Raw genomic sequence first — 13756 nt, 5'->3', positions numbered from 1 at the left:
GTTTCTGTCTTAGATGCCCGCCGGGATGTTCATCGGGTCCCGGTGAATCTGTTTCGGGGCGGTAAGCTCTTTCCACTTCGAAAGCGCCACATTGGCACTCGGGAAGGCCGGACGCGGCACGAACCGGCCCCGACCGGGCTGCGGCTGGCTGTTTTGCCCCCAAGCCCAGATCACTTCACCCCGGCTCAAGGTGTAGCGCGACTGCGCCTTGACCTCAAAGCCCTCAAACACGTTGTAGTCGAGAATCGAGTGATGGTTCGAGGCACTGATCGTCTTGGTGATCTTCGGATCCCACACCACGATATCCGCGTCCGCGCCCTCCACGATCGCCCCTTTCTTGGGGTAAATGTTGAGGATCTTCGCCACATTGGTCGAGGTTGCCGCAACAAATTCGTTCGGCGTCAGGCGGCCGGTTTCGACCCCTTCGGTCCAAAGCACGGCAAGCCGTTCCTCAAGCCCGTTCGAGCCGTTCGGGATCTTGGTGAAATCGGCAACCCCCATGCGTTTCTGCTCGGTCGAGAACGCCGCGTGGTCCGTCGCCACGACCTGCAGGCTCCCAGCCTGAAGCCCGGCCCAAAGGCTATCCTGATGATCCTTGTTGCGGAACGGCGGGCTCATGACCCGGCGCGCGGCATGGTCCCAATCGGTGTTGAAATACTCGCGCTCATCAAGCGTCAGGAACTGCACCAGCGGCTCGCCATAAACGCGCATCCCCTTCTGGCGCGCGCGCCGGATCGCCTCATGTGCCTGCTCACAGGACACATGCACGATATAAAGCGGCACACCGGCAGCATCCGCGATGGTGATCGCCCGGTTCGCGGCCTCGCCCTCGAATTCCGGCGGGCGCGAATAGGCGTGCCCCTCCGGCCCGGTGATCCCCTTCTCGAGCATCTGCGCCTGCATATCGGCCACGAGGTCGCCGTTCTCGGCATGCACCATCGGCAGCGCGCCAAGCTCCTTACAGCGCTTGAACGAGGCGAACATCTCGTCATCCTCGATCATCAGCGCGCCCTTATAGGCCATGAAGTGCTTGAACGAGTTGACGCCCATATCCACGGCGTCTTTCATCTCTTCAAAGATGGTCTCATTCCAGCCCGTGATCGCCATGTGATAGCCCACGTCCGAACAAATCTGCGGCGCGCTCTTGCGGTGCCATTCGTTGATCGCGTTCTTGATCGACCCGTCCTCGCCCGGAAGGCAGAAATCGACGACCATCGTCGTGCCGCCCACGGCCGCGGCCCAAGTGCCGGTCTCGAAGGTCTCGGCGGCAGTGGTGCCCATGAAGGGCATCTCGAGGTGCGTATGCGGGTCGATCCCGCCGGGGATCACATAGGCGCCTTCCGCGTCGATATATTCGTCGCCCTTGAGGTCTTCACCAATCTGCTTGATCGTCTCTCCCTCGATCAGCACATCCGCTTTCCACGTCCGGTCGGCGGTGCAGACCATGCCGCCCTTGATAACCTTGGTTCCCATTGTTCTTCTCCCTGTCGGCAAGGGACGCCCCCCTTGCATCTTCTTGGTTGAAATACCTCGGGGGTCCGGGGGCTGGCCCCCGGTCCTCCGCTATCCGTTCACTCGACGATCTCCGCCGTCTCGAGAACCGCATGCAGAAGCACATCCGCCCCCGCTGCGGCCCAGTCCTTGGAAATCTCTTCCGCCTCGTTATGCGAAAGCCCGTCCACGCAAGGGCACATGACCATCGCCGTCGGCGCCACCTGGTTGATCCAGCAGGCATCATGCCCCGCGCCCGAGATGATATCCTTGTGGCTATAGCCAAGACGCTCCGCCGCGCCCCGGATCGCGCCCACGCATCCGTCGTCGAACTTGACCGGGTCGAACCCGCCCACCTTCTCAAAGGAAATCGTCAGGCCCATATCATCGGCGATCTTCTGACCTTCTACCTTGAGACGGTTCTCCATGTCGGTGATCACGTCAAGCTCGGGGCTGCGGAAATCGACGGTGAACACCACCTTACCGGGGATCACGTTGCGCGAGTTGGGATACACATCAATATGCCCCGCCGCGCCAACCGCATGCGGCGCGTGGCTGAGGGCTATCTCGTCAACCTTCTCGAGAACGCGCGCCATGCCAAGGCCCGCATTGCGGCGCATCGGCATCGGGGTCGAACCGGTATGCGCGTCCTTGCCCTCGATCGTAACTTGCGTCCAGCTAAGGCCCTGCCCATGCGTGACAACGCCGATATCCTTGCCTTCCGCTTCAAGGATCGGCCCCTGTTCGATATGCAGCTCAAAGAAGGCATGCATCTTGCGTGCGCCAACTTCTTCCTCGCCGCGCCAACCGATCCGCTTCAGCTCGTCGCCAAAGGACTTGCCCTCCGCATCCTCGCGCTCATAGGCCCAATCCTGCGTGTGGATGCCTGCAAAGACACCGGACGAGAGCATCGCCGGGGCAAACCGCGTCCCTTCCTCGTTGGTCCAGTTGGTGACAACGATCGGGTGTTTCGTCTTGATGCCAAGGTCTTTCATGGTCCGCAGGATTTCCAGCCCGCCAAGCACGCCGAGCACCCCGTCATACTTGCCGCCCGTCGGCTGCGTGTCGAGATGCGAGCCGACATAGACCGGGAGCGCCTGCGGGTCGGTGCCCGGATATTCAGCAAACATATTGCCCATCTGGTCGAGCCCCATGCTGCAGCCCACCGCCTCGCACCATGTCTGGAACAGGGCGCGGCCCTCGCCATCCTCGTCCGTCACGGTCTGGCGGTTGTTGCCACCCGCCACGCCGGGGCCGATCTTGGCCATCTCCATGAGACTATCCCAAAGCCGGTCGGCATTGATCTTGAGGTTTTCACCGGGCGCCGCCATCTCGTATCTCCCTTGCTTGCCGGGTCGGGGGCTGCATTTTTCGGCACTCACCCCGCCCGCTGCTTGCTTTTTATGTCCTCCCGGCGTCCGGTCCGACTGGACTCTTGCGCTCGGGTAAATCCTGACCATATGGTCAATGTGAGGCCACCACAGTCTGACCAACCGGTCAAGATTTTTCTCCACAGGGATTTTCCCATGCCGCGCGCGCAAAAACCAAACAGCAAAAAAGAACGCCGCCTGGAAAGCGAAAAGCTTATTTTGGATGCAGCGGAAAAAGTCTTTGCCGAGGCAGGCTTTGGCGGTGCCACGATGCAGCTCATCGCGGACCTTGCCGGGCTTCCCAAGGCCAACCTGCACTATTACTTCCCGACCAAGGAATCTCTTTATCGGCAAGTGGTGCAAAACATCTTTCAGATCTGGCTCGAGGCCGCGGACGTCTTTGACAAGGCCGATGGCCCGGCCGAGGGAATCGGTGCCTATATCGACGCCAAGATGGAAATCTCCCGCCTGCACCCCGCCGGGTCCAAGGTCTGGGCCTCCGAAGTCATGCACCGCGCGCCGGTGATTCAGGACTATCTCGAGACAACACTGACCGAATGGACCGAAGGGCGCGCCGCCGTGATCGACCGCTGGATCGCCGAGGGGCGCATGGCGCCTGTCGACCCTCGCCATCTGCTCTATATGCTTTGGGCCACAACCCAGCACTACGCCGACTTCAACCACCAGATCGAGACGCTGAACGGTGGGGCCCCTCTTTCTGAGGCGCAATGGGACGCGGCCAAGAAAAGCGTGAAAGAGATCATCCTGCGCGGTATCGGCATCCCCGCGTGATTTCGTCCGCTGGACGCCCCGCCCGGTCTGACGTATCCTCGCCCCCCGACCACGGATCAGGACAGGCGTCATGGCTGAACCCGCCACCAAGAGCGAGAAGAAACCGAGCCGCATTCAACTGCGCAATCGCAAACGCATTCTCGACGCGGCGCTCGAGGTTTTCGCCCAGCACGGCTTTCGCGGTGCCACCCTCGACCAGATCGCCGCAGAGGCCGGACTGTCGAAGCCCAATATCCTCTATTATTTCTCCGGCAAGGAAGAGATTCACGTCACCCTCCTGAATCAGTTGATGGAGACGTGGCTTGACCCGCTCGCGCATCTCGACCCCGAGGGCGACCCGGTCGAGGAGATCCTCGCCTATGTCTATCGCAAGCTTGACATGGCGCGCGAATTCCCCCGTGAAAGCCGCCTTTTCGCCAACGAGATCCTGCAAGGCGCGCCGCGCATGCGCCCGCATCTCGAAACCGCGCTGAAACCGCTTTTCGACGCCGAATGTGCACTGATCCAAAGCTGGATCGACGCGGGCAAGCTCGCGCCGCTCGATCCACGTCACCTGATCGTATCGATCTGGGCCACGACCCAGCATTACGCAGATTTCGACGCGCAGCTTCAGGTGCTCATACCCGGCGACGAAGACGTGATCGACGGCGCACGCACGTATCTTGACACGATGTTCCGCAAGATGCTCGCCCCCTGACATCCCCTGACACCCGGACATGAAAAACCCGGCGGGAAGGAGAACACCCCGCCGGGTCTCTTGTCGTGGGTGGGCTGCAACCTGCCTACCCTGCACAGAGAGCTTGTGCTGTTACTCCGCCGCCTGCGACGCCGGGTTGTTCGGATGCGCAAGCCAATTGCCATATTCCGCCGCAACCGGCTGGCCCGTGCGCTCGTCCATCTCGCCGGGGGCAAGCGTGCGCATGGTGATGCAATCCTCGACCGGGCAGACATTGACGCAAAGGTTACAGGCGACGCACTCGTCGTCCTTGACCCGGAACACCCGATCCTCGGTCATTTCGATCGCCTGATGGCTGGTATCCTCACAAGCCGCATAGCAGCGCCCGCACTTGATACAATCATCCTCGTTGATAACCGCCTTGGTCACGTGGTTGAGGTTGAGATACTGCCAATCGGTGACATTCGGCGTTGCCATACCAACGAAGTCAGCGGTGCTCGTGTGGCCCTTCTCATCCATCCACTGGCTCAGGCCCGAGATCATCTCCTGCACGATCTTGAACCCATACGTCATCGCCGCCGTGCAAACCTGCACATTCCCCGCGCCAAGCGCCATAAACTCCGCCGCATCGCGCCATGTCGTGACGCCACCAATGCCGCTGATCGGGAGGTTCGCCGTCTCCGCATTGCGCGCGATCTCGGCCACCATGTTCATCGCGATGGGCTTAACCGCCGGACCACAATAGCCCCCATGCGTGCCCTTGCCGTCAATCGTCGGCATCGGCGCCATCACGTCGAAGTCCACCCCGGTGATCGAGTTGATGGTGTTGATGAGGCTGACCGCATCCGCGCCCCCCTTCATCGCCGCCGTCGCCGGGTTGAGGATATTGGTGATGTTCGGCGTCAACTTGACGATCACCGGCATCCGCGTGTTCGCCTTGCACCAGCGCGTGACCATCTCGACATATTCCGGCACCTGCCCCACGGCCGATCCCATACCGCGCTCGGCCATCCCGTGCGGACAGCCAAAGTTAAGCTCGATCCCGTCTGCGCCCGTCTCCTCGACAAGCGGCAGGATCGCTTTCCACGCCTCTTCCTCGCACGGCACCATGAGCGAGACGATCACCGCACGATCCGGGTAATCCCGCTTCACCGCCTTGATTTCCTGCAGGTTCGTCTGCAGCGGGCGATCCGTAATAAGCTCGATATTGTTCAAGCCCAGAAGCCGCCGATCCGCCCCGTGGATCGCGCCATAGCGCGGACCGTTGACGTTGACGACGGGCGGGCCTTCCTCGCCAAGGGTCTTCCAGACGACCCCGCCCCACCCCGCCTCAAAAGCGCGGCGCACGTTATATTCCTTGTCCGTCGGCGGCGCAGAGGCGAGCCAAAACGGGTTCGGGGATTTGATCCCCACGAAGTTGCTTTGAAGATTGGCCATGTCGCTGATCTCCCTTTCTTACGCCGTCAACGCGGCGTGGATGTCTTCGGCGGCATCGCGCCCTTCGGCCACTGCGGTCACGGTGAGGTCATCCCCCCCGCTCGCACAATCGCCCCCGGCCCAGATGCCTTTGACGCTCGTGCGCCCCGCGCCGGTCACCTTGATCTTGCCGCGCTCCGTCTCCGGCAAGGCCGCGCCCTCAAGGGTCTGACCGATTGCCTTGAAAACTTGGTCGGCGGCAATACGCACCGTCTGGCCCGTAGGCTTGAGATCGTCATCGGTATACTCGAACTCGATCTCGCGCACCGCGCCATTGCCGATCACGGCCTTGGGCGAGGCATTGGTGATGATCCGCACGCCTTTCGACGCCGCTAGGTCTTGCTCAAAGACGCTGGCATTCATCCGCTCCCGGCCCCGTCGATAGACAAGGCTGACGTTCAGCGCGCCCAGAAGTTTCGCCTGAACCGCGGCATCCACCGCCGTCATGCCGCCGCCGATCACAACCACGTCGCGCCCGATGGCCACATCCCCAAGGTCCGACGCCTGGCGCAGCTCGGCAATGAAATCGACCGCGTCAAGAACGCCGCCCTTCTCCTCGCCCTCGACGCCAAGCGCATTGACCCCGCCAAGCCCGATCCCAAGGAACACCGCATCATAATCGCCCTTGAGCGCCTCGAGCGTCAGGCCCGCGCCAAGCGCCTTGCCGGTCTCCACGGTGATCCCACCGATCTTCAAAAGCCAGTCGACCTCCTTCGCCGCGAAATCATCGACCGACTTGTAGCTCGCAATGCCGAACTCGTTGAGCCCGCCCGGCTTCTGGCGTGCATCGAACACAGTCACATCATGGCCATGCATCGCCAGCCGGTGCGCCGTCGCAAGACCCGCAGGCCCCGCCCCGACCACCGCGACGCGCTTTCCCGTCGCCGCGGCACGCTCGAACGGGTGCACCCCCGCCTGCATGAGCGTGTCCGTCGCATAGCGTTGCAGCCGTCCGATCTCGACCGGCTTGCCCTCCGCCGTCTCCCGCACACAGACCTGCTCACAGAGCGTCTCCGTCGGGCAAACCCGCGCGCACATGCCCCCAAGGATATTCTGGTTCAGGATCGTCTTGGCCGCCGCCTCCGGCGTGCCGGTCGCGATCTGGCGAATGAATAGCGGGATGTCGATATCGGTCGGACAGGCGTCCATGCAGGGCGCGTCGTGACAGAAGTAACACCGATCCGCGGCGACCAGCGCCTCGTGATCCTCGAGCCGGGGATGCAAATCCCCGAAATTGTCGGCAAGCTGGTCGGGGCCAAGACGCCCTCCCACGATACCTTCGCTCAACGGTGAATTGGTCATTCCTCTCCCCATGTCATCGTTTGGCTAATGGAATCAGGCTGTCACGGGTTCTGTTTTTTATCAACTGGTAAAATTTAAACTGGTGGCCAAATAACTTCAGATGCCCGAAAATTCAGCGAATTTTGCCGCTCATCGCGAGGCGTTTCGCCAGACAATGCTTGCGAAAAAACCGACTCTCGCGGATACTCACCGCGCAACGTTACCTCTATCGACCTACTGTTCCTTCGGCTCAGGCACTCGATTTTGCACTGACCGAGCCACGCTGCCGCAGGATCGCGGGCAGTTACGATACAGACAGGAGATACGACGATGGCAACTGGCACCGTCAAATGGTTCAACACCACCAAAGGCTACGGCTTTATCGCACCCGATGAGGGCGGCAAGGACGTATTCGTTCACATTTCGGCCGTGGAACGTTCCGGGCTGACCGGCCTCGCCGACAACCAGAAGGTCACTTACGAACTTCAGGCCGGCCGTGATGGCCGCGAAAGCGCGGTGGATATCGCTCTGGCCTGATCCGCCGGCGCGACTGACAGATTTCGAAAAGGGCGTGAGGGCTTCCTCCCGCCCTTTTTTCATACGCAAACGCCCCTGCTCCTCCTTTGCCCAAATACTCCCGCCGGAGGCGTCCCATCCAACACAAAAGGCGCGCCGCCCGCAAGCGACGCGCTGTTTTCTCAACCCGCGGCGGGCCCGGACCCGGCCCTGGCCGGGGCTGGGCGAAACCTGCGGCGGCGCAAGCCGCCCCCGCTTTAGTCCACGTAGTCTTCCATCGGCGGACAGATACAGACGAGGTTGCGGTCGCCATAGGCATTGTCGACCCGGTTGACCGGCGGCCAATACTTATCGACCCGGAAAGACCCCGGCGGGAAACAGCCCTGCTCGCGGCTATAGGGCCGGTCCCATTCACCCACGAGGTCTTGCGTCGTGTGCGGCGCGTGTTTGAGCGGGTTGTTCTCCGCATCCATCTCGCCCGCCTCGATGACGCGGATTTCCTCGCGGATTGCCAGCATCGCATCGCAGAACCGATCGAGCTCGGCCTTGGTCTCGCTCTCCGTCGGCTCGATCATCAGCGTGCCCGCCACGGGCCAGCTCATGGTCGGCGCGTGGAACCCGCAATCCATCAGGCGCTTGGCAATATCATCGACCGTCACGCCCGCGCTTTCGGCAAAGGGGCGCGTGTCGATAATACACTCATGTGCGACCCGGCCCGTCGGCCCTTTGTAAAGGACGTCATAGGCCCCCTCGAGACGCTTAGCGATGTAGTTGGCGTTGAGAATCGCCGCACGCGTGGCCTGCGTCAGGCCCTCGCCCCCCATCAAGAGGATATAGGCCCAAGAAATTGGCAAGATCGACCCCGACCCGACCGGCGCCGCGCTGACTGCGCCCGCCTTCTCTGGCAGGTGCGGCACGAGATGCGCCTTGACCCCGATCGGCCCCATGCCGGGACCACCGCCGCCATGCGGGATGGCAAAGGTCTTGTGCAGGTTGAGGTGGCTCACATCCCCACCAAGATCGCCAGGCCGCGACAGGCCCACCATGGCGTTGAGGTTGGCGCCGTCGATATAGACCTGCCCACCATGCTCATGGGTGATCGCACAGACCTCGCGCACCGTTTCCTCGAACACACCATGCGTCGAGGGGTAGGTGATCATGCAGCCTGCAAGCTCGTTCGAGTGTTTCTGCGCTTTCTCAAGGAAATCGTTGAGATCAATGTCACCGTTCTCGCTCGACTTCACCGGCACGACCTTCCAGCCAACCATCTGCGCACTCGCCGGGTTTGTGCCATGCGCGCTCATCGGGATGAGACAGACATTGCGATGCCCCTCGCCGCGCTCTGCATGGTAATCCGCGATGGTGAGCAGCCCCGCATATTCCCCCTGCGCGCCCGAATTGGGCTGCATCGAGAAATCGTCATAGCCGGTAATCTGGCAAAGCTTCGCGGTGAGATCGTCAAGCATCTCGCGATAGCCAAGCGCCTGATCCTCTGGACAATAGGGATGTAACAACGAGAATTCGCGCCAGCTTACCGGCATCATCTCGGCAGCAGCGTTGAGCTTCATCGTGCACGACCCAAGCGGGATCATCGCCCGATCAAGCGCAAGATCACGATCCGCAAGGCGGCGCATGTAGCGCATCATTTCCGTCTCGGCGCGGTTCATGTGGAACACCGGATGGGTGAGGAAATCGCTCCGGCGGTGCATGTTGTCCGGCACGCGATACTCGGCCTCGAAATTGTCATCCTTGCGGTCGATCCCAAAGGCTCGCCACACGGCCTCAATCACTGCCGGGCGCGTGGCCTCGTCCACGGTGATCCCAACCCGTGTCTCACCGACCGGGCGCAGGTTGACGTTCTCGTCCACCGCCGACTTGATAACCGCCGCCTGAAGCGGGCCCACATCGACGGTGATCGTGTCGAAGAACACCTTGGGATCAACCTTGAACCCCGCCGCCTCAAGCCCGTTGGCAAGGCGCACGGTCTTGCGGTGAATCCGCTGCGCAATCGCCTTGAGCCCCTTCGGCCCGTGGAACACCGCATACATCGACGCCATCACCGCCAAAAGCGCCTGCGCCGTGCAGACGTTCGACGTCGCCTTTTCGCGCCGGATATGCTGTTCGCGGGTCTGGAGCGAGAGACGATACGCCTTGTTGCCGCGCGCATCGACCGACACGCCGACAATCCGCCCCGGCATCTGCCGCTTATAGGCGTCCTTGGTCGCCATATAGGCCGCGTGCGGCCCGCCATATCCCATCGGCACGCCAAAGCGCTGGGTGGTGCCCACGGCGATATCCGCCCCCATTGCACCCGGCTCTTTCAGCAGGGTAAGCGACAGCGGATCGGCACTGATAATCCCAATCGCCTTGGCCTCATGCAGCGCCGCGATATGGTCGGTGAAATCCCGCACGTGCCCATATGTGCCCGGATACTGGAAAATCGCGCCGAAAACCTTGTCGGCCTCCAACTTGTCCGGATTGCCGACGATGACCTCGATGCCAAGCGGCTTTGCACGGGTCTGGATCACAGCGATATTCTGAGGGTGGCAATCACGGTCGACAAAGAACGCCTTGGCCTTCGATTTCGACACCCGCTGCGCCATGGTCATCGCCTCGGCGCAGGCCGTCGCCTCGTCAAGAAGCGACGCATTGGCAACCTCAAGCCCCGTCAAGTCCGACACCATGGTCTGAAAATTCAAGAGCGCCTCAAGGCGGCCCTGCGAAATCTCTGGCTGATACGGTGTGTAGGCCGTGTACCACGCCGGGTTCTCAAGGATGTTGCGCTGGATCGCGGGCGGCGTCACCGTGCCGTGATATCCCTGCCCGATAAGGCTTGTCAGAACCTTGTTCTTCGCCGCCGTGACCCGCATCCGATAAAGCAACTCGCGCTCCGAGAACGGCCGCCCGAAATCAAGCGGTGCCTCTTGCCGGATGCTCTTGGGCACCGTGTCCTCGATCAGCGCATCAAGGCTTTCGGCCCCAACCACCCCAAGCATGTCGGCCATTTCCTCGGGCGATGGCCCGATGTGGCGGCGGTTGGCGAAATCATACGGCAGGTAGTCCGTCGGCGTGAACGGCATGGTGTCCTCCATAACTTACCCATCGGCGCTCCGGCATCGGTCGCGCCCTGCCCTCTCGGGCGTCATTTCCCTTGCAAACCCGGCACACCCCGCGCCGGACAGTCGCGCGTCAGCCCACGAAGTCCTTGTAGGCCGCCTCGTCCATGTAATCGTCCATCTGGCTGGCATCCGCGGGCTTCATCTTGAAGAACCACGCATCACCAAGCGGGTCTTCGTTGACCTTGCCCGGATCCTCGACCAAGGCCGCGTTGACCTCGACAATCTCGCCATCAAGCGGCGCAAGGATATCGCTTGCCGCCTTGACCGACTCGATGACGCAAACCTCGTCATCCTTCGACACCTCGGTGCCTTCTTCCGGCAATTCGATGAACACCACATCGCCAAGCTGCTCGCTCGCGTGTTCCGTAATGCCCACGACAACCACGTCATCCTCGACGCGCAGCCATTCATGTTCTTCGGTGAATTTCATCTTCCGAGGTCTCCCTGTTCGTTCAACGTTTGAAACCGGCCGGCACGAAAGGCATTCTGACAACCTTCACAGGCATCCGCTTGCCGCGCACCTCACCAAAAAGTTCGCTATCCTTGCTCGCATATTCCGCAGAGACATAGCCCATGGCAACAGGTCCGTTGACGCTCGGACCAAATCCGCCGCTCGTCACCGTTCCGATGGGCGCACCGCCCTCGTCACTTGCATAGATTTCCGTACCGCCGCGCATGGGCGCCCGGCCCTCCGGCAAAAGACCAACCCGCTTGCGTGCCACGCCCTCGGCCATCTGGCCTAGGATCGCCTCCGCGCCGGGGAAACCACCCGCACGCGCTCCGCCCGTGCGCCGCACCTTCTGGATCGCCCAGGTCAGTGCCGCCTCGACCGGGCTGGTGCCCGCATCAATATCGTTTCCATATAGGCAAAGCCCGGCCTCGAGCCGCAGACTGTCACGCGCGCCAAGGCCGATCGCCTCGACCTCCTCCATCTCGAGAAGCGCCCGGCAAAGCGCCTCTGCACTGCCGTCCGGAACCGAGATCTCGAACCCGTCCTCGCCGGTATAGCCCGAACGCGAAACCCAACAGTCCACACCCAAGATCTCGACCGTCGCCACATCCATGAATCGCATCTCCGCAATCTCCGGCGCGAGCCGCGACAACGCGGCTTCCGCCTGCGGCCCCTGAAGCGCGACAAGCGCTCGGTCCGTGATCGTCTCAACCGTGATCCCCGGCTCCAACGCCGCCTTCATCCGCGCGATATCCGCCGCTTTGCAGGCCGCGTTGACCACAACGAAAAGATGATCGCCCCGGTTGGCGAACATGAGATCGTCCTCGATCCCGCCTGTGTCGTTGGTGAAAAAGCCGTAGCGCTGGCGCCCCGTGTCAAGGCCAAGCACATCCACCGGCACAAGGCCCTCGAACGCTTTGGCAACCGCCTCGAGGCTCTCGCCGCGCAGGATCACCTGTCCCATATGGCTGACATCGAACAGCCCGGCCTCGGCGCGGGTATGAAGATGCTCCTTCATGACGCCGAGCGGATATTGCACCGGCATCTCGTATCCCGCGAAAGGCACCATCTTGGCGCCAAGCTCCAGATGAAGATCGTATAGCGGCGTGCGCTGCAACGCGTCCATGGTCTCGCTCCCTGTCTTCCGGAGCGGCTTCTGATCATGAAGGCATCCGGCATCACTCTCTCGCGCGAATGTGGCCCGCGCGGGCAATGCCCCCTCTGTCCTTTCGCCTGAGATCGCTATCCCTTCGGCGGCCTGCCTCTCGCAGGCTCTCTCCAGAGTGTTATCGGTGCGTGTCGGTCCCTGTGGCCTGAGAGTTTCCGGGGCGGTTGCTCCTTCGGCACCGGGTCAACCCGGTTCTCCCGACTCGCGTCAACCGATACCTAGTGTTATGCGGAGGCGCTGACAAGCCCTGCCGACGCAGCGCCACGCTCGCGGCAATTCCGCGGCGCAAGGATATCAAGCAACGCCGCGTTGTTGCAGACCAGCGCATTCAGCGTCACACCGTCAAGAACGTCATAGAAGGCTTCCGCCGCATCCTGCAACGCCACCCGCAATAGGCAGGCATTGACAAGCGGGCAGGAGTTGTCTGCATCCGCGAAACACTCTGCCAACGGCACAGGGGCCTCCATGTGGCGGAAAATCTGGCCGACTTCGATCTGTTCCGGCTCAAGCGCAAGCTCGATGCCGCCGTTGCGCCCGCGATGGGTATGGATGATCCCCATCTGGCCCAATTGGTTGATCACCTGCGCAAGGTGGTTCTCGGAAGATTTGCACACCCGCGCAATCTCCGCCTTGGTCACAAGACGGTCGCGGTGCGCCGCGCAAAACATCAGCACGCGGATCGCAATATTGGTTCTTTTCGTAATACGCACAGTCTTCTCCGAACTAGGGTTATGGCCGAAAACATCCACGGAAAATGCGGGTTTTGACGCCTAAATGCTTTGACATGGATCAACAGATACTAGTGAATGTCGGCCAATATGCACCAAAAGTACTTCTTTGGCTATGGAAGTCTCGTGAACCGCGCCACCCACGCGTATGGTCAGGCCCGTCCCGCGCGACTGTCGGGTTGGCGACGAATCTGGCGCCATACCGACCTGCGACCCGTGGCCTATCTGACAGCGATCCCCGATCCGGACTGCGCCATCGACGGCCTGATCGCGCATGTGCCCGGCGATGACTGGCGCGCACTCATATCCGCGAACACGCCTATGATCGCGTCGCCGTCTGCGATGACGTCACCCACGACGCGCCCGACCCGATCCACATCGCCGTCTATACCGTCCCCGAAGGCAAACACGGCCGCCCAAGCGCCGAACACCCGGTGCTGCTCTCCTATATCGACACGGTGGTGCAAGGCTACCTACAGGAATTCGGCGCGTCCGGCGTGGCACATTGCTTCGCGACAACCTCAGGCTGGTCCGCCCCGATCCTCGACGACCGCTCCGCCCCGATCTACCCGCGCGCCCAGACTACGACCGACGCCCTGCGCAAACAGGTCGATACCCATCTCGCGCACCTCGCCACAACGCGCATCCCGCTGGCCGAGGCACACCCGTCCCTGAGGCGCTGACGCCC

12 protein-coding genes and 1 riboswitch are annotated in these 13756 nt (G+C 62.0%); of the genes, 4 read left to right on the top strand and 8 right to left on the bottom strand.

The features are described 5' to 3' along the window. Positions 1–9: 9 nt before the first annotated feature. Both hydA and R1W01_RS09850 read right to left on the bottom strand, forming a co-directional pair. Complete coding sequence (hydA, locus tag R1W01_RS09855) at positions 10–1473, bottom strand: dihydropyrimidinase (protein ID WP_243612615.1); 1464 nt, start codon at positions 1471–1473, stop codon at positions 10–12. 98 nt (positions 1474–1571) lie between these two features. Continuing rightward, positions 1572–2822, bottom strand: a complete 1251-nt coding sequence (locus tag R1W01_RS09850; RefSeq protein WP_297758615.1) for a Zn-dependent hydrolase — start codon at positions 2820–2822, stop codon at positions 1572–1574. Between the two features lie 195 nt (positions 2823–3017). Between R1W01_RS09850 and R1W01_RS09845 the strand changes: the two genes are divergently transcribed. Continuing rightward, complete coding sequence (locus R1W01_RS09845; RefSeq protein ID WP_243612617.1) at positions 3018–3653, top strand: TetR/AcrR family transcriptional regulator; 636 nt, start codon at positions 3018–3020, stop codon at positions 3651–3653. A gap of 70 nt (positions 3654–3723) precedes the next feature. Continuing rightward, entirely contained in the window at positions 3724–4350 is a 627-nt protein-coding gene (locus R1W01_RS09840; protein ID WP_243612618.1) for a TetR family transcriptional regulator C-terminal domain-containing protein, read from the top strand. Between the two features lie 111 nt (positions 4351–4461). Here R1W01_RS09840 and preA read toward each other — a convergent pair whose 3' ends face one another. Both preA and R1W01_RS09830 read right to left on the bottom strand, forming a co-directional pair. Then, positions 4462–5766: an NAD-dependent dihydropyrimidine dehydrogenase subunit PreA gene (preA, locus tag R1W01_RS09835; protein ID WP_297758609.1), complete on the bottom strand. Its 1305-nt coding sequence runs from the start codon at positions 5764–5766 to the stop codon at positions 4462–4464. A gap of 18 nt (positions 5767–5784) precedes the next feature. Next, entirely contained in the window at positions 5785–7107 is a 1323-nt protein-coding gene (locus tag R1W01_RS09830; RefSeq protein ID WP_297758606.1) for an NAD(P)-dependent oxidoreductase, read from the bottom strand. 309 nt (positions 7108–7416) lie between these two features. On the opposite strand from R1W01_RS09830, the gene R1W01_RS09825 reads away from it, so the two are divergent. After that, positions 7417–7623 (top strand): cold-shock protein, encoded by a 207-nt coding sequence (locus tag R1W01_RS09825; RefSeq protein WP_243612621.1) that lies wholly within the window; start codon positions 7417–7419, stop codon positions 7621–7623. Between the two features lie 236 nt (positions 7624–7859). On the opposite strand, the gene gcvP is transcribed toward R1W01_RS09825, so the two are convergent. From gcvP to R1W01_RS09805, 4 genes are all read right to left on the bottom strand, one after another. Further along, entirely contained in the window at positions 7860–10682 is a 2823-nt protein-coding gene (gene gcvP / locus R1W01_RS09820) for an aminomethyl-transferring glycine dehydrogenase (protein ID WP_297758603.1), read from the bottom strand. Between the two features lie 109 nt (positions 10683–10791). Beyond that, positions 10792–11151, bottom strand: coding sequence for a glycine cleavage system protein GcvH (gcvH, locus tag R1W01_RS09815; protein WP_243612623.1), 360 nt, complete (start codon positions 11149–11151; stop codon positions 10792–10794). 22 nt (positions 11152–11173) lie between these two features. Further along, entirely contained in the window at positions 11174–12298 is a 1125-nt protein-coding gene (gcvT, locus tag R1W01_RS09810) for a glycine cleavage system aminomethyltransferase GcvT (protein ID WP_297758599.1), read from the bottom strand. Positions 12299–12462: 164 nt separating this feature from the next. Beyond that, a riboswitch (glycine riboswitch) is annotated at positions 12463–12550 on the bottom strand. Between the two features lie 14 nt (positions 12551–12564). Beyond that, positions 12565–13050, bottom strand: a complete 486-nt coding sequence (locus R1W01_RS09805) for an RrF2 family transcriptional regulator (protein ID WP_243612625.1) — start codon at positions 13048–13050, stop codon at positions 12565–12567. 452 nt (positions 13051–13502) lie between these two features. Between R1W01_RS09805 and R1W01_RS18400 the strand changes: the two genes are divergently transcribed. Continuing rightward, the gene (locus R1W01_RS18400; protein WP_411028156.1) at positions 13503–13751 is read left to right on the top strand and encodes a hypothetical protein; all 249 of its coding nucleotides are present in this window, start codon (positions 13503–13505) and stop codon (positions 13749–13751) included. Positions 13752–13756: the final 5 nt, after the last annotated feature.

The sequence above is a fragment of the Shimia sp. FJ5 genome, assembly GCF_032918335.1.
Lineage (GTDB): Bacteria > Pseudomonadota > Alphaproteobacteria > Rhodobacterales > Rhodobacteraceae > Shimia > Shimia aestuarii_A.
The sequence above is the reverse complement of the archived record's forward strand: the minus strand, read 5'-3'. Positions and strand labels throughout refer to the sequence as shown.